The organism is Chitinophaga niabensis, assembly GCF_039545795.1.
In the GTDB taxonomy this organism is placed as follows: Bacteria; Bacteroidota; Bacteroidia; order Chitinophagales; family Chitinophagaceae; genus Chitinophaga; species Chitinophaga niabensis_B.
Genome location: NZ_CP154260.1, coordinates 6,120,617 through 6,141,690 on the forward strand (window position 1 = coordinate 6,120,617; position 21,074 = coordinate 6,141,690).

General features: G+C 46.4%; 21 protein-coding genes and 1 riboswitch. Of the genes, 13 read left to right on the forward strand and 8 right to left on the reverse strand.

Annotated features, from left to right (window positions below; genetic code table 11):
• Nucleotides 1-18: 18 nt before the first annotated feature.
• Nucleotides 19-588 carry an HNH endonuclease signature motif containing protein gene (locus AAHN97_RS24505; protein ID WP_074241682.1) on the forward strand — a complete coding sequence of 190 codons (570 nt, stop codon included), beginning with the start codon at nt 19-21 and terminating at the stop codon, nt 586-588.
• Nucleotides 589-770: 182 nt separating this feature from the next.
• Complete coding sequence (gene proC / locus AAHN97_RS24510) at nt 771-1,571, forward strand: pyrroline-5-carboxylate reductase (protein WP_343304729.1); 801 nt, start codon at nt 771-773, stop codon at nt 1,569-1,571.
• 87 nt (nt 1,572-1,658) lie between these two features.
• Here proC and AAHN97_RS24515 read toward each other — a convergent pair whose 3' ends face one another.
• Genes AAHN97_RS24515 through AAHN97_RS24535 form a run of 5 tightly spaced genes read right to left on the reverse strand, consistent with a single transcriptional unit; the run spans nt 1,659 to nt 8,550 of the window.
• Nucleotides 1,659-4,853 (reverse strand): efflux RND transporter permease subunit, encoded by a 3,195-nt coding sequence (locus tag AAHN97_RS24515; protein ID WP_343304730.1) that lies wholly within the window; start codon nt 4,851-4,853, stop codon nt 1,659-1,661.
• A gap of 24 nt (nt 4,854-4,877) precedes the next feature.
• Nucleotides 4,878-5,942: an efflux RND transporter periplasmic adaptor subunit gene (locus AAHN97_RS24520; RefSeq protein ID WP_343304731.1), complete on the reverse strand. Its 1,065-nt coding sequence runs from the start codon at nt 5,940-5,942 to the stop codon at nt 4,878-4,880.
• An 8-nt stretch (nt 5,943-5,950) separates the two neighbouring features.
• Nucleotides 5,951-7,318, reverse strand: coding sequence for a TolC family protein (locus tag AAHN97_RS24525; RefSeq protein ID WP_343304732.1), 1,368 nt, complete (start codon nt 7,316-7,318; stop codon nt 5,951-5,953).
• A 10-nt stretch (nt 7,319-7,328) separates the two neighbouring features.
• Nucleotides 7,329-7,943, reverse strand: coding sequence for a TetR/AcrR family transcriptional regulator (locus AAHN97_RS24530; protein ID WP_343304733.1), 615 nt, complete (start codon nt 7,941-7,943; stop codon nt 7,329-7,331).
• A 1-nt stretch (nt 7,944) separates the two neighbouring features.
• A complete protein-coding gene (locus tag AAHN97_RS24535) occupies nt 7,945-8,550 on the reverse strand; it encodes a TetR/AcrR family transcriptional regulator (RefSeq protein WP_343304734.1) in 606 nt (201 codons plus the stop codon).
• 329 nt (nt 8,551-8,879) lie between these two features.
• Here AAHN97_RS24535 and AAHN97_RS24540 point away from each other — a divergent pair, with 329 nt between their 5' ends.
• Together AAHN97_RS24540 and AAHN97_RS24545 are read left to right on the forward strand one after the other, a co-directional pair.
• The gene (locus AAHN97_RS24540; RefSeq protein WP_343304735.1) at nt 8,880-9,770 is read left to right on the forward strand and encodes a helix-turn-helix domain-containing protein; all 891 of its coding nucleotides are present in this window, start codon (nt 8,880-8,882) and stop codon (nt 9,768-9,770) included.
• Nucleotides 9,771-9,839: 69 nt separating this feature from the next.
• Nucleotides 9,840-10,565 carry an SDR family oxidoreductase gene (locus AAHN97_RS24545; protein WP_343304736.1) on the forward strand — a complete coding sequence of 242 codons (726 nt, stop codon included), beginning with the start codon at nt 9,840-9,842 and terminating at the stop codon, nt 10,563-10,565.
• 53 nt (nt 10,566-10,618) lie between these two features.
• Here the strand turns inward: AAHN97_RS24545 and AAHN97_RS24550 are convergent, their stop codons facing one another.
• Complete coding sequence (locus AAHN97_RS24550; protein WP_343304737.1) at nt 10,619-11,878, reverse strand: pyridoxal phosphate-dependent aminotransferase; 1,260 nt, start codon at nt 11,876-11,878, stop codon at nt 10,619-10,621.
• A gap of 277 nt (nt 11,879-12,155) precedes the next feature.
• Here AAHN97_RS24550 and dnaN point away from each other — a divergent pair, with 277 nt between their 5' ends.
• From dnaN to AAHN97_RS24565, 3 genes are all read left to right on the forward strand, one after another.
• Complete coding sequence (gene dnaN / locus AAHN97_RS24555; protein WP_074241675.1) at nt 12,156-13,274, forward strand: DNA polymerase III subunit beta; 1,119 nt, start codon at nt 12,156-12,158, stop codon at nt 13,272-13,274.
• A 306-nt stretch (nt 13,275-13,580) separates the two neighbouring features.
• A complete protein-coding gene (locus AAHN97_RS24560) occupies nt 13,581-14,411 on the forward strand; it encodes a sterol desaturase family protein (RefSeq protein ID WP_343304738.1) in 831 nt (276 codons plus the stop codon).
• Between the two features lie 36 nt (nt 14,412-14,447).
• Nucleotides 14,448-14,708: a hypothetical protein gene (locus tag AAHN97_RS24565; protein ID WP_074241673.1), complete on the forward strand. Its 261-nt coding sequence runs from the start codon at nt 14,448-14,450 to the stop codon at nt 14,706-14,708.
• 115 nt (nt 14,709-14,823) lie between these two features.
• Here AAHN97_RS24565 and AAHN97_RS24570 read toward each other — a convergent pair whose 3' ends face one another.
• Entirely contained in the window at nt 14,824-15,303 is a 480-nt protein-coding gene (locus AAHN97_RS24570; RefSeq protein WP_343304739.1) for a lipocalin family protein, read from the reverse strand.
• Between the two features lie 38 nt (nt 15,304-15,341).
• Nucleotides 15,342-15,800 carry an SRPBCC domain-containing protein gene (locus tag AAHN97_RS24575; RefSeq protein ID WP_343304740.1) on the reverse strand — a complete coding sequence of 153 codons (459 nt, stop codon included), beginning with the start codon at nt 15,798-15,800 and terminating at the stop codon, nt 15,342-15,344.
• A gap of 38 nt (nt 15,801-15,838) precedes the next feature.
• Nucleotides 15,839-15,939: riboswitch (TPP riboswitch) on the forward strand.
• Between the two features lie 50 nt (nt 15,940-15,989).
• On the opposite strand from AAHN97_RS24575, the gene thiS reads away from it, so the two are divergent.
• The 6 genes from thiS to AAHN97_RS24605 all read left to right on the forward strand — a co-directional run bounded on the left by thiS (nt 15,990) and on the right by AAHN97_RS24605 (nt 21,033).
• On the forward strand, nt 15,990-16,193 hold the full coding sequence (gene thiS, locus AAHN97_RS24580) for a sulfur carrier protein ThiS (RefSeq protein ID WP_074241671.1): 204 nt from the start codon (nt 15,990-15,992) through the stop codon (nt 16,191-16,193).
• Nucleotides 16,194-16,306: 113 nt separating this feature from the next.
• On the forward strand, nt 16,307-18,151 hold the full coding sequence (thiC, locus tag AAHN97_RS24585) for a phosphomethylpyrimidine synthase ThiC (RefSeq protein WP_343304741.1): 1,845 nt from the start codon (nt 16,307-16,309) through the stop codon (nt 18,149-18,151).
• Between the two features lie 5 nt (nt 18,152-18,156).
• Complete coding sequence (locus AAHN97_RS24590) at nt 18,157-18,783, forward strand: thiamine phosphate synthase (protein WP_343304742.1); 627 nt, start codon at nt 18,157-18,159, stop codon at nt 18,781-18,783.
• On the forward strand, nt 18,768-19,535 hold the full coding sequence (locus tag AAHN97_RS24595; RefSeq protein WP_343304743.1) for a hydroxymethylpyrimidine/phosphomethylpyrimidine kinase: 768 nt from the start codon (nt 18,768-18,770) through the stop codon (nt 19,533-19,535). Before AAHN97_RS24590 ends, AAHN97_RS24595 begins: the two co-directional genes overlap by 16 nt.
• Before the next feature lie 77 nt (nt 19,536-19,612).
• Nucleotides 19,613-20,269 carry a thiamine phosphate synthase gene (locus tag AAHN97_RS24600; protein ID WP_343304744.1) on the forward strand — a complete coding sequence of 219 codons (657 nt, stop codon included), beginning with the start codon at nt 19,613-19,615 and terminating at the stop codon, nt 20,267-20,269.
• Nucleotides 20,257-21,033, forward strand: coding sequence for a thiazole synthase (locus tag AAHN97_RS24605; protein WP_343304745.1), 777 nt, complete (start codon nt 20,257-20,259; stop codon nt 21,031-21,033). The genes AAHN97_RS24600 and AAHN97_RS24605 overlap by 13 nt, the downstream gene beginning before the upstream one ends.
• Nucleotides 21,034-21,074: the final 41 nt, after the last annotated feature.

Here is a 21,074-nt window from a genome sequence, read left to right on the forward strand (position 1 = left end):
ACAAAAAACCTCATCACAATGGCCACGATCAAAAATCTGAAAAACGAAGTCTGGAAAGACTTGCAGATCAAAAACAAATCTGCCCTGCGCAAAAGATACGCAGTGTCCAACATGGGTAGAGTGATCAGTTACCGGGAAAGCATGGACGATGGAAAGTTGTTGAATGGCTCTACCGTTGAGGGTTACACCGTACTCAACATTAAACCTGCAGACACTTATCAATCCCTCTATCTCCACCGCGAAGTTGCCCGGCTGTTTGCAAAGAAAGAAAGCCCCAAACAAAAATTTGTTATCCATCTTGATTTCGACAAGAAGAACAACAAGATTTCCAACCTCCGCTGGGCCACTAAAGAAGAGATGGAAAAACACCAGCAGAAAAGTCCCGCCAAGATAGCTTACAAAGAAATGCAGCGTAACCGCCAGAAAGGGCTGAAGCTGAATGTAACCAAAGTGAAAAGTATCAAACGCCTGCTGGAGAAGCCCGGTAAGAAAACCATGAAGCAGATCGCGGAGCAGTTTGATATCAGCGAAATGCAGCTGTATCGTATTAAGAGTGGCGAGAACTGGAGCCATGTTACTTTGCCTTAAGAAGCATTACAAAAACAGAACAGGCCCCCATTACCAGAACACGCAAAACACCCCAATTCCCACGTTATCTGAATAAAACATATTTTCAATGGCCGCGCCAACCAGCGCGGCCATTGGCTTTCAGGGCTTTCCTTGCAGGGATGGCCCTTTTGTTTTAACTTACCCTTCCAAATTGATAGACTATGTCCGGTAAAAAGATAGCCATTATTGGCGGCGGCAACCTCGGTTCCGCAATAGCAAAGGGCCTCCTGAAGAGTGGTTTTTCCAAAGCTGCAGAGATCACTGTTACCAAGCGTAACACATCTACCCTCAAAGACCTGAAAGAACAGGGGGTACAGGTAGAATCAGATAATGCCAAAGCCATCAGCCAGGCAGATGTAGTGGTGGTAGCCCTTAAACCGTACAACGTAAAAGAAGTGCTGAGTGAGCTGCGCGCCTCCTTTGATGCTAAAAAACAGATCCTCATCAGCGTGGTAACAGGTGTGTTCCTGGACGATCTTGAAAAGATCACACTTCCCGGCCTGCCTATTTTCCGCGCCATGCCCAATACGGCCATTGCCATCCAGGAATCCATCACCTGCATCTGCGGCCGCAATGCTACAGAAGAACAAAACCACTACGTAAAGGAGATGTTTGACCAGTTAGGCGTGTCCGTAAATATCGATGAGAAACTGATGGATGCAGCCACTGTATTAGGGGCCTGCGGCATTGCTTATGCCTTACGTTTCATCAGGGCCAGCATACAGGGAGGTATTGAAATAGGATTCGATGCCCGTACAGCCAACCTGATCGTTGCGCAAACCGTAAAAGGTGCAGCGGAATTACTGATCAAGGAAAAACGCCATCCTGAAGAAGAGATTGATAAGGTGACTACGCCTAAGGGCTGCACCATTGCAGGTTTAAATGAAATGGAACACCAGGGCTTCAGTTCTTCCCTCATCAAAGGGATCACGGCCTCCATGGATAAGATCATTAAAGGTTAATAAAAATAATTGGCCGGGATAAGACATCCCGGCCCTTATTTAGTTAAACCTACAACTGTTACACTGTTTGTAACAAAAATCTTATCCTTAGTTCATCATCGAAGCGGACTCCACTTCTTCCAATTGTAATTCTTTTCTTGTTGGCGCCACCATCCTTTGACGGATATAACGTTTCTTAGAGATCCTGTTCATGCCGAACTTCGCCATTATCTTATCTACCACCATATAGATCACCGGCACCACAATCAATGTCAGGAACATCGAACTGATCAATCCTCCCACAATTACCCAGGCCAGGCCATTTTTAGTAGAAGCCACACCACCTGTTGCCAATGCAATCGGCAGCATCCCTATCACCATCGCAATGGTGGTCATGAGGATGGGGCGTAAACGTGCATGGTTGGCATGGATCAATGCGTTGTATGTACTCTGCCCTTCTTCTTTCATCTGGTTGGTAAAGTCTACCAGGATGATGGCGTTCTTGGCCACCAACCCGATGAGCATGATCATACCCAGGATGGTAAAGATGTTGAGTGTGTTATTCGTTAATGCCAGTGCCAGCAATGCTCCGATGATAGATAACGGAATAGAGAACATCACCACCAGCGGATAAATATAGTTATCATACAGCGCCACCATGATGAGGTATACCATGATGATGGAGATCAGCAAGGCCACACCCATCGTAGAGAAAGAATCTCCCTGGTTCTCTGCGTCACCGCCGAAGATATAAGATACACCGGCAGGTTTTTGCAGTTTGGCCAGTTTAGCAGTGAATTCCTGTGTTACCGTACCAGAGGGACGGCCCATTACCTGTGATTGTACAGATACGGAGGTGTTCTTATCCCTGCGTTCCAAACGGCTGGGGCCGGAACCTTCTGTGATAGTGGCAAACTGGGAAAGTTTCACCAGCTCTCCTCTGTTGTTCACAAAATCTATCGCAGCAACATCCTGTATGTTTTTACGGTTGAAGTCGTCAAAGCGGATATTGATATCGTACTCATATTCACCCTGGCGGAATTTCACTTTGGAATCATCCGCTGTACCACTGAAGGCCGTTTGCATGGTTCCACCGACTGTTTCAAGCGAGAGGCCCAGGGCGGACATTTTATCACGGTCCACCTGCACATTGATCTCAGGGTTTCCTTCTTCTACCGACAATTTCACTTCACTGGAACCTTCGATTGTTTTCAATTCCGCCATGGCCACTTTCGCAAATCCCATCACACTATCCAGGTTGGTACCCATCACGATCAGATCTATCGGCGCACGTTGTGCAGTACCTAAGATACTCACCGGCGTTGTTTTCACTTTCACACCTAGCAATTGCTCCTTCAACTCTTTCTTTACTTTAGCCCCCAGGATGTCTGACGATTCACGCAGGTTCTGCGCAACCAGCATCACCGTTACCTCTGCTTTATAGGCAGTGGCCTGTGAGGCACCAAAACCATCTTCAGAGGTCTGCCCAACTGTAGTGATTAAGGAGGTTACTTCTTTCTTTTTATCTAAGATCTGTTCTACTTTGCGGGTAGCCAGATTGGTTTGCTCCAGCGATGCATCTTTCGGCATTTCCAACATCACAATAAACTGTCCGCGGTCACCATTCGGGATGAACTCACCTCCGATATAACCTTTGCCTACCAGTTGGAAAGAAGCGATCAGCAAAGCCAGGGATGCTACAATGGTGATGGTTTTGTGCGCCAGGGCCCATTTCAGCAACCCTGTCATCCAGGCGGTGAATTTCTCCAGCTGCCTTTCAAACCATAAGATGAATTTCTCAAAAGGATTTTTACCGGTGAGGTGTACCAGCTTACCAAAACGGGATGCCAGCAAAGGCACAATGGTAAAGGAAGCCAGCAAACTCAACATGGTAGAGATCATTACCACCACACAGAATTCACGCACGATCTTACTTACCAGTTCATTCGTCAGGGAGATGGGTAAGAACACTACCACAATTACCAGTGTAATGGAAGTAACGGTAAAACCGATCTCCTTCACACCATCAAACGCTGCACGTACTTTGTTCTTGCCCATTTCCATGTGACGATATATATTCTCGAGCACCACAATTGCGTCATCCACAAGGATACCTACCACCAGGGAAAGTCCTAAAAGGCTCATCAGGTTGAGCGAAAAGCCCATCAGCTTCATACCAATGAAAGTGGCGATCAGCGAAGCCGGGATAGAGATCATTACGAAGATGGCATTCCGCAAACTGTGCAGGAACAACATCATCACAGCTGCCACCAGCAGGATAGCGATGATCAGGTCATGGATCACGGAATCCGCAGATTCCAGTGTGAACACGGAAGCATCATTTGCGATCTTCACTTTCAACTCACTTGCTGCGTATTCCTTTTCGATGCCTTTGATCGCTTTCTGCACTGCTTCACTTACTGTTACGGCATTGGCATCTGTTTGCTTCTGCACCTGCAGGGCAATGGCACTCATGCCATCTACTCTGGCCAAACGTTCTGCATCTTTCTGCGTATCCTGTACATCGGCTACGTCTCCTAATCTCACCTGTGTGCCTGTTGCGGTAGTGGTAAGTACCAGGTTCCGCAATTGCTCCACATCTTTATATTTACCGGCCAAACGCACGAGGATCTGTTGTTCCACTGTTTTTACCTTACCGGTAGGGAAATCCAGGTTGGCATTGGTAACTGCCTGGCGTACCTGCAAAATAGAGAGCTTGTACGCTTCGAGTTTTGCAGGATCTATGTTGATCTTTATCTCTCTTTCCTGGCCACCAATGATGGTGATCTGTGCAACACCCGGTAGGCGGGATAATTGCGGCTGGATCTTTTTATCGATCAGGTCAAAGAACAAACGGTCGTCCATTTTAGCGGTGGCCGATAAGGTCATGATCGGCAGATCGTCCAGGGAGAATTTGTTGAGGGAAGGTGGTTTGGCATCGCCGGGAAGTTCTGCCAGGATAGCGTTCACTTTCCTTTGCGCATCCTGCAAACCAATGTCCACATTCGCATCGTTGTTCAGTTCTACCGTTACTACGGATAAACTTTCGGAGGATTTGGAGGTCAGTTTCTTGATCTTCTCCATGGAAGCCACCGCGTCTTCAATCTTTTTGGTGATCGTACTTTCCACCTCCTGTGGGGAGGCGCCAGGGTATACCGTGGCAATGGTTACGATCGGAGAGGAGAACTTGGGCAGCAGCTCATAGTTCAACGACTTGTAGCTGATGAACCCCAGCAGGGTGAGAATGGTGAACAGCACCACTACTATCGTAGGCCTCTTTATGGAAATTTCTGTGATCTTCATGTTCAATTAGTTTGTAAAGTCCTACTACTTAGCCTGTACCGTCACTTTGGAGCCATCCGTCAGGTTGATCTGACCGCCGGTGATAACAGTTTCACCTTCGTTCAGTCCTTCCCGTATTTCCACTTTATCGCCATAGATCCTTCCTGCTACTACTTTGCGGACTTTAGCTACATTGTTCTCCATCACATAGATCTGATTACTGTTCACGCCACCTACAAAAGAGGTGCGGGATACGAGGATGGCGGCGTCCTGTTTAGGCATGGCAAAATTGGCGGTGCCGTACATCCCAGCCCTGAGGGTTTTGCCGCTTACATTTGTTACTTCCATTTCTACCGGATAGCTTAAAGTAGCGTCTCCTTTTGCCGCAATGAAAGTGATCTTGCCAGTGTATTTCACTTCAGGGAATACATTGCTGGTCACTTCCACTTTATCGCCCAGTTGCAGGTTGATCACTTGCAGCTCAGGTACGGTTACTTTCAGTTTGAGGCGGGAAACATCCACGATATCAAACATTTTGGTACCCAGCGCGAGGTATGCACCCTGCTCAACATATTTTGCATTGATGGTTCCGTTGATCGGCGCTTTCACATAAGTGTCGCGGATCTTGCGGGAAGCGGCATCATATTTACTTTGTGCTACTTCATATTGCAGCCTGGTATCGTCCATTTGTTTCTGGGTAACACCGCCTGTTTTGTAGGCGCTTTCATACCTTTCCTTATCTACTTTCAATTGTTCCAGGTTCACTTTGGCTGCTTGCAGATCTGTACCCAGCAATTCATTGTCGATGCGGGCAATCACCTGGCCTTGTTTCACATAACTTCCTTCGTCTACCATCAATTGTGTAATGCGGCCAGCCACATCACTCATAAAAGTGAGTTCGCGTACCGGCTCAAAATTGCCGTTCGCTAAAAAATTCTGATCAAACTCCACACGGGCCACTTTCTCTGTGATTACGGGCACATCGCCGGTATTGCTTTGTTTTACAAATTCTGTTTTGTCAGCGTTTGCTTTTTTGTTAGCAGTGAGCTTCCACATGATGGCCGCGATGGCCGCTATTGTTAGAACGCCGTAGATTAAAACTTTCTTCATGGCTTGCATTAGTTTAATAGTGATGGCAGGTTACCGTTGGATTTGATCAGGTCAAGCTCTGCGAGTTTATATTGGAGCAGTGCTTCGTTGTAGCTGTTCTGTGCTTCAGCCAGGGAGGTTTCTGCGTTGAGCAGGTCCGTTAAGCTGGCGAGGCCCAGGTTGTAATTATTCTGGGTGGAACTGTACACCTCGTCCGCAAGGGAAACGTTCTCCTTCTGCGTTTTGATGGTGCTCAGGTTGTTGAGCAATTGCAGGCGGGCGTTTTCGAATGCGGTGTTGAGGTTCAGTTTATTCTCTTCTAACTGCTGACCGATCTTTTGCAGTGTAACATTGGCCTGCTTTACCCTGGAGCGGCGCGCGAAACCATCAAAGATGGGGATCTTCAAAGTAAGACCGATAGAGGACATGCCGTACCAGTTGGCGGTAGAGTTACCACCTTTGAAGATGTCGAATTTGTTACTTAAGCCGTTATAAGAATAGTTTCCTTTGAAAGCCAGGCTGGGATAGTATTCCGCGAGGTAAGCCCTTTTCTGGTATTGTTGCAGCTCTTCTGTTTTCTTCAGGAGTTTTGTTTCTGTTCTGCTGCTCAGGTCAAAAGTACCGAAGTCTGCCGTAGCTGCTGCTTTGCGTTCAATGTCGCTCAGGGCAAGGGAAGGCATGGAAACAGGGGTCTCAATGGGCATGCCCATTTTTTGTTTCAGCCTGTTCTCATCTACTTTCAATTGATTTTCCAGCTGGCTCTTTTGTGTCTGGTAATTCACCAGGTTCACTTTGATCCTGTCCAGGTCTATTTTTTTTGCGAGGCCGTTATCAAACTGGCTCTTCGTAGTTTCTACCAGGCGGGTGAGCTTATCGATATTGGTTTGCAGCACGCTCATTTTCTCTTTCTTCACCAGCAACTGATAATACAACTGGGTTACATCAAAGATCACGTTCTCGGTGGTCTGTGCTGTTTGCAGGCGGTAATATTCTTCTCCTGACCTTGCAGCTTTAAGCCCTGTGAACACGCTCTGGTTGTAAATCTGCTGGGTCAGTTCCCCGGAAATGGAAGTGTTCCAGGTGGTACCTACTTCCAGTACTTTTACAGTTCCGGGAGCGCCGCCAGCCAGTTCTCCGGGCAGTACCATAACCTGTTTCTTGATGTTATCCGTGAGGTTTCCGTTGGCATTTACCTGTGGTAAAGCCTGTGCGCGCACCTCTTCGGTCTTTAGTTTACCGATGGTTTCCTCCAGCCGGCTCACAGCCAGTTTCTGGTTGTTGGCCAATGCGTACTTCAGAGCTTCCTGCAGGCTGAGCTGCTTTGTTTCCGTTTGTGCGTTAGCGTTAAAAGCCCCTGCTGTTGATAAGAACAGTAAGGATACGATCCATTTTTTCATGTGTATTTTGCTATTGTGGCGAAAGTTCTTTTATAGTCAGGTATTCTTCCAGGCGCCGGGTCCCTTCCGGGGTGGCAATTCCTCGTATGTAGTGTTCAGTGACCTGGTACATCACTTCATGCAGGTCAAATTCTGTGGCGGGATAATCTACCGGCGAAAAAGCAGAATCCAGTTGCATGAGGCGCATATGGCTCATGATGTGGATGCTGATATCACTGCGGTATAGTCCTTCCCTGATACCACGGTCCAGGTTGTCACTGATGGCTTTAATTACATAGTTACTCTTAAAGTCCGCGATGGTTTTCCAGGCGGTGGGATGATACTTTTCCAGTTCATGCAGCAGTACAGGGTTGATGCCTTTCGCAAATGTTTCCGTGAACCGGAGGGAGGACACTAATTCGTCTATCGCGTCTTTACCATTGGCGCTGCATACTTCCAGGTTGTTGCCATGGGCGGAGATCATGAAGCGCGTTACTTCTTCCACGAGTTCCTGTTTATCGGCAAAATATTCATACACCGTTTTTTTGGAGATGCCGCAGTCGCGGGCAATGTCCTGCATGGTGATGCTTTTGATCCCGAAAGTCCGGAACAGGCGAAGCGCAGTATCTAAGATCCTTTCCCGCATGTTACTTTTTTAATCCTTTGATGAAAATATCGGCAAGCATAATCTGCCATCCGCGCACTGTTTCAAACTCCTCATCTGAGATATCATCGCTCATGCCGTTGTGCGACATAGAGAAGCGGAGGCCGATCATGGACTGTATATAAAGGGTGGCTACCTTCTCTGGTTCGTCTGTTGATAATTCTCCATTCTCCACCCCTTTTCTGATAATGTTTGCTACAATTTGTGTTTCCCGTTCCCGGGCATATTTGAAAATGTCTTCTGAATTGAGGATCTGTTTGTCACGCAGCGTTTTGAAAAGCTCCAGGCGGCAAAAACGTTTGGCAAAGGCGTGGCGGATGGCGATCATTTCCATCAGGGCATCGTAAGCCGAGTTTTTTGACGCGGCAGCTGATTCCAGTTCTTCGAAAAAAGTTTCTCCGGCTTTTTCCAGTACACTGAGGTGCAGGGCTTTCTTGTCCGGGAAGTAATAATATAAAGAGGCCTTGGAGCAATGCAGGTCATCGGCTATCTCATTCATGGTGGTCTTGGACGCACTGTAATGAGTGAACCTTTTCAGAGCCGCTTCTATGATCCGCTCGCGCATTTCGTCTCTGGTTTCTGTTTGCATTAACTTTCTGACTTTTTTAGTTATAAAGTCAAAATTAGTACTAAATCAGTAATTTGGTAAGTTCGGTTGTCCATTTAACGGATTTTTAACTTTTTCAGGACGGATTGGGTTTCAATAGTTTCTAAAGTGCTGATAATGAGGATTTGTGTATAAAAGTGCATAAAGGTCAACATTCTATGAAGAGAGAAAAATAATATGTGTAAAAACATCATTAATATGTTTTTGGGTATTCTTCAAGTATAGGAGTATCGAACACTGAGCCTATGTGAAGCCTATGTCAAGGAATGGAATCCTTTCTATGAGACCTTATATACTTAACTTTACCCTATATGTATCCAGCAACTGAAACGATCATCCCGAAATATGCGCTGGACCCGGAATACACGGGCGCGAACGGGACGTTTATGATAAAAAAGGCGGTAGGCGGCATTAATATGATCCGGTCTGAGTTTTTGTTGCCCCACCGTAAAGATTACTATTTCATGGTGTTTGTCAGGGAAGGGAGCAGCCGGCACTGGATAGATATGGTCCCTTATACCTTAAAACCAGATACCTTTTACTTTACCGTACCCCACCAGGTACATTTAAAAGAGGAAGCGCAACCACTCATCGGAATGCTCATTGGGTTTACGGAAGGATTTTTAGCGTTGGAGGGGAATGGCTTTCTGAAACAATTGCCTATTATTCAAAATCCGCACAACGGTCACGAGCTTAACCTCAGCCCGGAGGACGTTACTTTTTTAGATAGCACCCTCAGCAGGATCCACACAGAATTTTCTACAAAAAACAACTGGCAGCAGGGTATGCTGATGGCTTATATGCATGTTTTGCTGATCCATTTAAGCAGGCTATATACAGCCCAGTTTAATAATTCAGAATTGGTAGCAGACAGGGTGATATTAAAAAAATACCTGTCTAAGATCGAGGAATCCTATACCGAATTACATGAAGTTGCTGCTTATGCAGAGCTCCTGAATATCTCTGCGGGGCATTTGAGTGAGCTGGTGAAACAGCAAAGCGGAAAACCTGCCATTGCGCATATCCATGAACGTTTGATCCTGGAAGCCAAACGCCTTTTACTCCATTCAGAACAATCTATTAAGGAAATTGCTTTTGGGCTGGGGTTTGAAGATGCTTCTTACTTTAACCGTTTTTTCAAACGGATCACAACACGTACCCCTGTTGAATACAGAACCGCTATCCGGGAAATGTACCATTGAAACCGATCAGAATACCCTTGTGGCGATATTGGCCATGGTAGCTTTGTGGTAGATAAAACAAACACTACCATGAAAAAAGTATTGATAACAGGGGCTAACAAAAGCATCGGCTTTGAAACTGCCAGGCAATTACTAGCAAAGGGATATTTTGTATACCTCGGGAGCAGGGACCTGCAAAAAGGTGAGAAGGCTGTAAACACATTAAAGGCAGCGGGTTTTGAAAATATTAAGACCATACAGATTGACGTAAGCGATCCTGCATCTGTAACTGCAGCCAGAAAACAGGTAGACGCTTTGGATATCCTCATCAATAATGCCGGCATAAAGGAAAACATTCCTCCAGATGCCGCTATGACAGATATTGACAGTATCAGGAAAGTATTCGACACCAATTTTTTCGGCGCTATCCAGGTAACCCAAACTTTCCTGGACCTGTTGCAGCAATCAGCGGAGCCAAGAATTGTGAATGTTACATCAGGACTGGCATCCCTCACACTCCACAGTGATCCGTCATGGAAATATTATCATTTGAAGCGTGCAGGGTATGGCCCTTCCAAAACTGCGCTGAACGCGTATACGGTTGTACTGGCGTATGAATTAAAAAACACTGCTTTTAAGGTAAACGCGGTGGACCCTGGTTTTACAGCCACCGATTTTAACGATCATCGTGGTACAGGAACAGTGGAAGATGCAGCAAAAATTATTGTGAAATATGCTACGATCGGCGCTGATGGCCCCAGCGGGAAATTTTTCAGCAATGAAATAGATACGGAAAGCAAAGAAAGTGCCTGGTAATTAAAAAGGCCGTATCAAAATATGATACGGCCTTTTCTATATATAAGTCTCTCTTATTTCAATTTCTCCAGCGCAGCTTTCAGGGCAGACAGCATAGCAGGGATCTCTTCTTTCACGCAGGTACCTACGCTGAGGCGGTACCAGGGAGAGTCCTTTTTAGAACCGAAAGCATAGAAAGGAACAACAGCCAGCTTCGCTTCATCGAGGAAGTAAGTGGTTACAGCAGCCTGGTCGGCCAGTACTTTACCGTCTGCGGTTGTTTTGCCTGTGAGGTCCAGTTTGATGGTTAAATAGATCGCAGCCTGTGGCGCGATGGCATCTACTTTATGACCTGCTTTTTTCAGAGCATCGAAGCCTTCGTATATTTTCACCAGTCTTTCTTCTACCTCTCCTTTGAAATGTGCGAGGTATTTATCTACTGCTTCTTTCTGAACGAGGTATTTAGCAGCCGCTTTCTGTTCTGCCATAGGGCTCCAGGCACCTACGTGAGAAAGGATGGCTTTCATTTTGGTCATTACATGTTTTGGACCAAGTGCCCAACCCACCCTTACACCGGTACCGGCGAAAGCTTTACTCATACCATCAATGAATACGGTATAGTTCTTCATTTCAGGACGGAGGGAAACGGGGTTGTAGTGCTCGGTGTCTCCGAAAGTGAGTACCCAGTACATTTGGTCGAACAGCACGTAGAGAGGTTTTTCACCTTCTGCGCGGCTCTTATTTTCTTCCAGCACCATGTCACAGATCTCTTCCAGTTGTTTTTTACCGAAGGTGGTACCGGTTGGGTTCTGCGGGGAGCATAAAGCCAGGAGGGTAGCGCCTTTCAGCAATGGTTTCAGTTCTGGGGCAGTGGGCATGAAATCGTTTTCAGCTTTTGCCTCCAGCACTACGTGTTCCCCTTCCAGGAAGTGTGTGTAGTGGTTATTATTCCAGGATGGAGTGGCATAGATCACTTTCTCGCCGCGGTCTACGATAGTGCGGTAAGTAGCATAGATGATGGGACGGCCACCACAGGAGATCACGATCTCGCTGTTAGGATCGTAGCTGAGCCCTTCGCGTTCTGCGATGAAATCACCAACAGCTTTGCGCAATTCTGCGATACCATCTGCAGGTGGGTAGTTGGTGTATTTATCTCTGTACGCCTGTGCTATCTCATTCTCAAATTCAATGGGAATAGGAAACACTTTGGGATCGAAGTCTCCGATGGTGAAATTGTAGATCTTTTCGCCCTTAGCCTGCTTTTCCTTGATCTCTCCGGCAAGTTTGATAATTTCGGAACCTATCAGCGTTTCGGCTAAATGAGACAGTTTCATAACCCCAATTTTTAGTTTAAATATGAATGATGATTTTTGCGCCCGCAAAACTAACCGTTTTATAGATAATTTTAAAGGATCAGCGAAGTGTTTTCTATATTTTCAATATAGAGTGGTCATTCTTGCGATTCATTCAATAATTGCTGCTTTTTCGTGGTTTTTTACAAACATTACACTTCCGTATCATGCATGTAGATGTTGAAAAGCGGGCGAGGATGATTGGCAAAACTTTCTATCTTTGTTTGCCTTACATTTGCAACAATTATTAAGTAACCTTATGAAGTTTATCGTTTCTTCTTCTACCTTATTGAAACAATTGCAACAGATCAGCGGTGTGATCAACTCTAACACGGTTTTGCCTATCCTGGAAGACTTTCTCTTCCTGATAGAAAAAAACGAGCTCACCGTAGTAGCTACCGACCTGGAAACCGTTATGAAGGTGAAGCTGGAGGTAGAAGCTAAAGAAACCGGCCGTATCTGCATTCCTGCAAAGATCCTGCTGGATTCATTGAAGAACCTGCCTGATCAGCCGTTGACCTTCAACATCGATTTGAATTCATTCGCTGTAGAGATCACGTCTGACAATGGTAAGTATAAAGTAATGGGTGAAAATCCGGAGAACTTCCCGAAAGAACCTGCTGCTGAAGATGCTACCAATTTCACGATGACGGCCTCTGCACTGATCACTGCTATCAACAAAACACTGTTTGCAGTGAGCAATGATGATCTGCGTCCGCAAATGACAGGGGTGTTCTTTGAACTGCATCCGGATAATATCACGTTCGTAGCAACAGACGCACACCGTCTTGTTAAATACATCCGTACAGACGTTAAATGCCCGCAGGCAGATACTTTCATTGTTCCAAAGAAACCTTTGAACCTCCTGAAAGCTGCTATTCCTGATAATGATACAGAGATCAAGGTATCTTACAGCGGTAATCACTTCTTCGTTTCTCATGATAACGCACAAATGATCTGCCGCCTGATCGATGCCCGTTTCCCTGATTATAAAGTGGTGATCCCGAAGGAAAACCCTTACCGCCTTACTTTGGTGAAAAGTGATTTCCAGAACGGTCTCAAACGTGTGAGCGTTTTCGCTAACAAGAGCACTAACCAGGTAGCCCTCAATATCTCCGGCAGCGAGTTACAGCTTTCTGCACAGGATGTTGACTTCTCCTTTGAAGGTAATGAGCGTATGAGTTGCCAATACAGCGGCGAGGATATGCAGATCGCTTTCAACGCTAAGTTCCTCATTGAAATGCTGAACGCAGCAGAAGGTGATGAGATCACGATCGATCTGAGCGCACCCACTAAAGCAGGTATTCTCCGCCCGGTAGAAAAGGGAGCAGAAGAAGATCTGTTGATGCTGGTAATGCCATTATTACTGAACAACTAATTCTCAAAAAATAGCTCAAAAGCCCGGTAGGAATCCTGCCGGGCTTTTTTGTACCCACCGGACACCCATTAATGAAACTTATATATTATTGAATTTATATAGGCATCCGCAAAAGAGCCAAAACCCCTCGATAGTTAACAATTTCTTATTATATAAATGATCTTACGAATGAATAGCTTGTTTTTATAATAAGAAAAATTCCGCCGAAACCCGCTACAATTGGGCAAAATGTCGTAATTTTTCTTTAGAAACGTAACTGATACCTAACCCTACTCCTCTGAAATAACCCACGTAATTCTTTATTTAATGATCGACTTTTTCGAAAATATACCCTCGTATTACCGTACGGCTATTTTGGTTGCCGGTCTCGTGATATTATGGTTGATCGAAGGGGTGATCCCAAGATTGCGCTTTAGTAATAATAAATATAAACATGCAGGTACGAATCTCTTTTTTACGCTCACAACAGCAGCGGTGAACCTGGGGTTTGCTTTCCTGATCGTAAAAGCATCGGAATGGACAAGTGCGGAGCGGTTCGGGGTATTATACCTTGTTAATTTACCAGCCTGGTTGCATGCTATACTGGCTTTGCTGCTGCTGGACTTTATAGGGGCTTACCTGGTGCACCTGGTACAACATAAGATCGCATGGATGTGGCACTTCCATAAGATCCATCATACAGATACGGCGATTGATGCCACTACCGCATTGCGGCATCATCCCATAGAAAGTGTGTTCAGGGTAGTGGCTTTATTTGTGGCCATTGTGGTAGCGGGGGTTCCTATCTGGATGGTAATGTTATATCAAACGATATCGGCTTTTATGAGCCAGTTCAATCATGCCAACATTTACCTGCCGCATTGGCTGGATAAAGGTTTGAGCTGGATCATCGTATCGCCGGACATGCATAAAGTGCATCATAGCCGTCATCAGCCGGAAACTGATTCTAACTATGCTAACATATTTTCTATCTGGGATCGCTTGTTTGGAACGTTTGTAACGGTGAAAGATACAACCAGCATAAGTTACGGACTGGATGAATACCAGGACGCCCGTTATCAGCAGATCGGGCCGTTATTAAAAACACCATGGGAAGAAGTGCCGGAGGTAAAGCAACAGACGAGTTTACAACAGTAAGGTTTTATTTGTTCACTATATATAATATCTATTACAATGCACCAACATCACCCAACGAGTCTGCCTAAGATTGCAGGCTTCGCATCTATCTTTATTGGCGTATTAGCCGCTGGTTTTGCATTCATCAGCAAATCTTCTGAAGTATCCATCTACCTTGGCGCAGCTGCTGTATTCTGCAGTTTAGTGACCATCGTGATTGCCCGTAAGAATATTGATGATCTGCAAATGGCTGTAGCAGGATTGTTCTTATCAATCGTAGCCACTGCTATTGGCGTTTGGCAAACATATAACTTATAGTATATAGCGTCTGATGCGCTGAGCAAGTTCCTCTTTCTGGGTGACGGTCTATTATAACCGTACCCGACAGAAAGAAAAACTCCAGAATCCGGATGGAGGAACTTGATTGTCCTTATTATTTCCCTTTCCTCGGGCGTTTGAATGTTTCCAGATAACCAGTAGCTGCAGTTATCGGCCAGGCCACCAACACGGTATCATTCAACGTTTTTACCAGCAGGGTATCTATGGTTGCCGTTCTGGTTGCAACTCCCTCTGAATGACTCCACAGCAGCAGCGTATCCTTTAAAAGCTTCCATTTATCGTATTTCAGTGTTTCCATATTAATGGAGCTGGCAATGCCATTCTTCTTTAACTGGAATCCCTGGAAGATACTGTCTATTCCCTGTACGGGTTGCGTCCATTTTCCAAAGATGGCGGTAGAATCTATTTGCACACTATCAATTACCGGCGCTATAATCGTGTCTTTTCCCATTTCGAGGGGATCCTCCATACTATCCACCAGGGTTATATTTTCTACCACTACCTTTTTAGGAGCGGGAGACTGGCAGGCTGTTATAAACAATAAAGAAAAGAATACTATCGTGCGGTAGTTCATGCTTGCAATTTAACTGAATCTATCTATCAAAGATAATGCTACTCTGTAAATTCCGCCAGGTTCTGCAGAGAAGCGTCCATGCCGGCCTGGTGGTCTTCGCGTGTTATACCGGACGGCACATTCTCTGCTTTCACGTCTACTTCCGTACCACTGGCCACAGCTGTAAGTGTTGTTGTGAATTTTAGCGCTCCTGCAAAAGCGGGATCATCTGATTCAAACGTTACTATTTCCACAATTTTTTTATTGGGAATGAGTTCTTCAAAACGCCCGGAGAAAACATCTTCATGTGCTGATGTTTTGCCGTATGCCTGTTCTTTATCCGCATAAATAAATGCCATTTTGTAGGTCCCGCCTTCCTGTGGATTGAACGCATAGATCCTGCAGGTCATGCCTTTCGGCGGGCGCCAGGCGGCAACAGCCTTTGGGTCGAGATGCGCCTGGTAAATGGTTTCCGGGGAAGCCATGATGATACGGGAAGCGTTGTCTGTCCTTTTCATATTTGTTCCTCCTTGTTGTATAAATTTAATTAGATTTGTGATCACTTTAGGGGTGTTCCGGTTAAAACCCGGAACTGAGATGATACCCTCAGTACCTGATGCAGTTCACACTGACGTAGGGAAAAGTATACTGAACCTTCCTCATCCTCACATCCTTAAAGTTTATTGTTTCACCTAAACTCTTTCCAAATGGAAGTGCTTGTAAACAATAAACTTTATGCGGTGCAGCCGGAAACTTCCGTTACTGCGCTCTTACAGTTTATTCAACTCTCATCGCTCAAAGGCATTGCAGTTGCCATCAACCAGGAGGTCGTCCCGAAGCCGGACTGGCCATCCAGACTATTACATCCGGCGGATAACATTACGATCATCCAGGCCACACAGGGCGGGTAATTTTTTTATGTAATCAGCTTTTTATCGTTATTCAGCATCGTTGCGTCGCACTCTTCAACAGAGGTGCTGCTCTGCGCGTATGCTCCATTCTCTTACATTTTAATCTGTTTACCATGAAAACAATTAGCCGCGGCTCATTTGCCGGATCAAAGAAAATATACGTACCGGGTACCCTGCATGATATTTCCGTAAGTATGCGGGAGATAACGTTATCGGATACACGGTTGCACGGATCTAAGCTTACTGAACAGAATGCCCCTGTAACAGTTTATGATACCAGTGGCCCTTATACAGACGATGCCATTGAGATAGACGTTCGCCGGGGGCTTCCCAGGCTGCGCCAGCAATGGATCTTAGACCGCGCAGATGTAACCCTGCTCCATGATTTTTCTTCCGAATACGGGCGGGAACGTTTGCGTTCTCCAGCCCTGGAACATCTCCGTTTTGAACATCTGCAATTGCCCCTGCGCGCCAAACCGGGTAAAAATGTTTCCCAATTGCATTATGCAAAGCAGGGTATCATCACACCGGAAATGGAATACATCGCTATTCGTGAGAATCAGCGGGCAGAGGAATTGTACCGTAAAGATCAATCCCTCTGGCATCAGCATAAAGGCAACAATTTTGGTGCCGGGATGGCGCCATCCTGGATCACGCCGGAATTTGTGCGGAAGGAAATTGCAGAAGGCCGTGCCATTATTCCTTCTAACATCAATCACCCGGAAAGTGAGCCGATGATCATTGGCCGGAATTTTCTCGTAAAGATCAATGCCAACATCGGGAACTCTGCTGTTACTTCCAGCATTGAGGAAGAAGTAGAAAAAGCAGTATGGGCCTGCCGCTGGGGTGCGGATACCATTATGGACCTCAGCACAGGCAAGAACATTCATGAAACCCGTGAGTGGATCATCCGGAATTGCCCGGTGCCGGTGGGTACTGTGCCTATTTACCAGGCATTGGAAAAAGTGAATGGTAAAGCGGAAGCCCTCACCTGGGAACTTTTCCGCGATACCTTAATTGAACAGGCGGAACAGGGGGTGGATTACTTTACCATCCATGCCGGAGTATTACTCCGTTATATTCCGCTTACGGCCAAACGCACTACAGGCATTGTTTCCCGCGGTGGTTCCATCATGGCTAAATGGTGCCTGGCACATCATAAAGAAAATTTCCTCTACACGCATTTTGAAGAGATCTGCGAGATCATGAAAGCATATGATGTGGCTTTCTCTCTCGGCGATGGTCTCCGCCCGGGTTCAATTGCAGACGCCAATGATGCTGCGCAGTTCGCAGAACTGGAAACATTGGGTGAACTCACTAAAATAGCCTGGCGCCACGATGTACAGGTAATGATAGAAGGGCCGGGGCATGTGCCCATGCATCTCATCAAAGAGAACATGGACAAACAATTGAAAGAATGCCATGAAGCACCCTTCTATACCCTCGGGCCTTTAACTACAGATATCGCTCCTGGTTATGATCACATTACTTCTGCCATCGGCGCAGCCATGATCGGATGGTTCGGAACGGCCATGCTTTGTTATGTAACGCCTAAAGAACATCTCGGCCTTCCCAACCGTGAAGATGTGAAAACAGGGGTGATCACTTATAAACTCGCGGCACATGCGGCCGACCTTGCCAAAGGGCATCCCGGCGCACAACACAGAGATAATGCATTGAGCAAAGCGCGCTTTGAGTTCCGCTGGGAAGATCAGTTCAACCTCTCCCTCGATCCCGATACGGCTCGTAGTTTTCATGATGAAACGTTGCCGGCGGATGGCGCAAAAGTGGCACACTTCTGTTCTATGTGCGGACCTCATTTCTGTTCCATGAAGATCACGCAGGAGGTGCGGGAATTCGCTGCCACAAAGGGATTGGCAGAAGATGCTGCTTTAACGGCTGGCATGGAAGCACAGGCACAGACATTTGTTGAACAAGGCGGGGAGATCTATTCATGATATGGGTGGCCACATCCCCTGAAGCCATACCGGGAGAGCTATCGCACATTAATTCCCTGCTGTATGCAGGGCTGGATGTGTTGTTACTCCGCAAACCGGGATTCTCTGCTGCACAGTATGAAGGATTGCTGCGGGGGATCGATCCTTTATTCTTTTCACAGATCATGATTGCAGGGCAACCTGCGCTGGTGGAGAAATACGGCCTGCGGGGATTACATATGAGTGAGGCATTCCGTACTTCTGTTAAGCCGGATGGTTTTGCTGGTAATGGCTACCAGCTGAGTACTTCTATTCATACAGAGCAGATCGAAACATGGTCTTTTCAGCCGGCGGAACAGCATGCTGTTTTTGTGGAAGTACAACATGTGATGCCTTCCCTTAAAATGTGGCATCACCTGATCCTTGGCCCGGTGTTCAATAGCATCTCCAAACCCGGATACACAGGGCGTTTGCAGGAGATGAAAAATATACCGGCCAACACTTTAGCCATTGGCGGTATTACGCAATATAACATCGGCCGTTTAAAACCGATGGGGTTTTGCGGTGCCGTTTTATTAGGGGCTATATGGAATGATCCATTCAATGCAGTACCTACTTATCAATCAATATACGCTGCATGGAACCGTACGTGATGAGCCTTGCCGGTCTTGATCCCACAGGGGGAGCCGGTTTGCTGGCAGACATAAAAACATTTGAAGCACACCGGTTGAATGGACTGGGTGTTTGCACAGCATTAACAGCGCAAACAGATGATGAATTCCTGGGAGTGGAGTGGATACCACCGGAAAAGATCCTTGCGCAGGCTTTGCCCTTGCTGGATAAATTTCCGGTGCGGTTCTGTAAAGTGGGCATTGTGGCACATCCGGGTATTTTGCTGGAAGTGTTACCTGCACTGCGGAATGCAAGACCGGGTATTCAATTCATTTTAGATCCTGTGCTGAAGGCTTCTGCGGGTTATGTATTCCACACGGCGGTTTTTTCACAATGGGAGCAGGTGTTGGATCATATCGCTTTGCTTACGCCCAATTATGAAGAAGCGATTGCGATGAGCGGATTGCCTTGCGGGGAAAGTGCTGCGCGGAAAATGGCTTCCAGGTGTGCTGTTCTTTTGAAAGGTGGGCACAGGCCGGATAAGCCGGGATGGGATAGTTTATTTTGGGGAAATGAACTGGCCGATTTTGCTCCTGTGGCTACAGATGTGCCGGCTAAACATGGTTCCGGTTGCGTGCTGTCTGCTGCCATCACGGCTTCACTGGCTAAGGGTTTGAGTCTGGTTGATGCTTGCAAGGCCGGGAAGGATTATACGTTACGGTATTTGCAGAGTAGTGAAGGGTTATTGGGGCATCATGTTTTTAACAACGGCAGTGCGCTATCGGGCTGCTAAATGTTTTTTGTTTTTAATGCCGGTAATATGTCATCTTATCGCTGCCGGTGGTTTTTTATTTTTCTAACAACGCTATCATGGAACGTCTTTTATACATCTCTCAAACTCCTCACCTGGAAAATATTCGTGCGGCCTGCGAAGCGGGTTGCCGTTGGATACAGTTGCGGGTTAAACAGTCCCGCAGTAAAACAGGAGTGCAACCGGAAGATGATGCACAATGGGTGAAAGACCTGCTGTATAACCAGCAACTGGAACTAGCTATCGATGCCAAAAAAATCTGTGATGAATTCGGCGCAAAATTATCTATCAATGATAAGCCTGCTATTGCTTCTCAGGTGAATGCTTACGGCGTGCATGTAGGAAAACTGGATGTGCCGGTAGTAGCAGCACGCAGTATTGTTGGTACACAAAGTTGCTTAGGCGGAACAGCTAACACACTGGATGATGTGCTGGCGCATATCCGCGATGGTGTGGATTATGTGGGTGTGGGGCCTTTCCGGTTCACCACCACTAAAGAAAATCTCAGTCCTATCCTGGGCCTGGAAGGATACCGGCAGTTGATGACCGTTATTGGCAATAAAGTTCCCGTGATCGCTATCGGGGGCATATTGCTGGAAGATATTCCCGCGCTGAAGGAAACAGGTGTATATGGCGTAGCCGTTTCTGGTCTTATTACCAATACCATCGATAAAAAAGAGATGATACAAAAAATCAAAGCTATATGGAACCACTGATCATAGCAGGCAGAACTTTTCAGAGCCGCCTTTTTACTGGTACGGGTAAATTCGGTTCGGGTGTGCAAATGGAGAAGGCTTTGCTGGCTTCCGGCACAGAGCTGGTGACTGTTGCACTGAAACGTATTGATACCGCCAATGCCGGGAAAGATGATATGCTGGGGCATCTGCGATATACTCATATGCATTTGCTGCCCAATACTTCCGGCGTGCGCACTGCGAAAGAAGCTGTGTATGCTGCGCAACTTGCACGCGAAGCTTTGGAAACCAACTGGATCAAACTGGAAATACATCCTGATCCGAAATATCTTTTACCTGATCCTGTTGAAACGCTGGAAGCAACTATAGCATTGGTGAAGCTGGGATTTGTAGTGTTGCCTTATATCCATGCGGACCCTGTTATCTGCAAACGGCTGGAAGAAGCGGGTGCTGCTGCTGTGATGCCTTTGGGTTCTCCTATAGGAAGTAACAAAGGGCTGCGTACCCTGGATTTCCTGGAGATCATCATTGCACAGAGTAATGTGCCGGTGATTGTAGATGCAGGAATTGGAGCTCCTTCTCATGCTGCACAGGCGATGGAATTAGGAGCAGCTGCTGTGTTGGTGAATACGGCGATTGCTGTGGCAAGGAATCCGGTGAGGATGGCGGATGCATTTAGGATGGCTGTGATTGCAGGAAGGGAAGGGTATGAGGCAGGATTAGGGATTGTGAGTAGCGGGCATGCGAGTGCAAGTAGTCCTTTGTTGTCTTTTTTGGATGAGTAAAACAGGGGCTGGAAGCCTCTTTTTAAAGGAAAGGGTTTCTT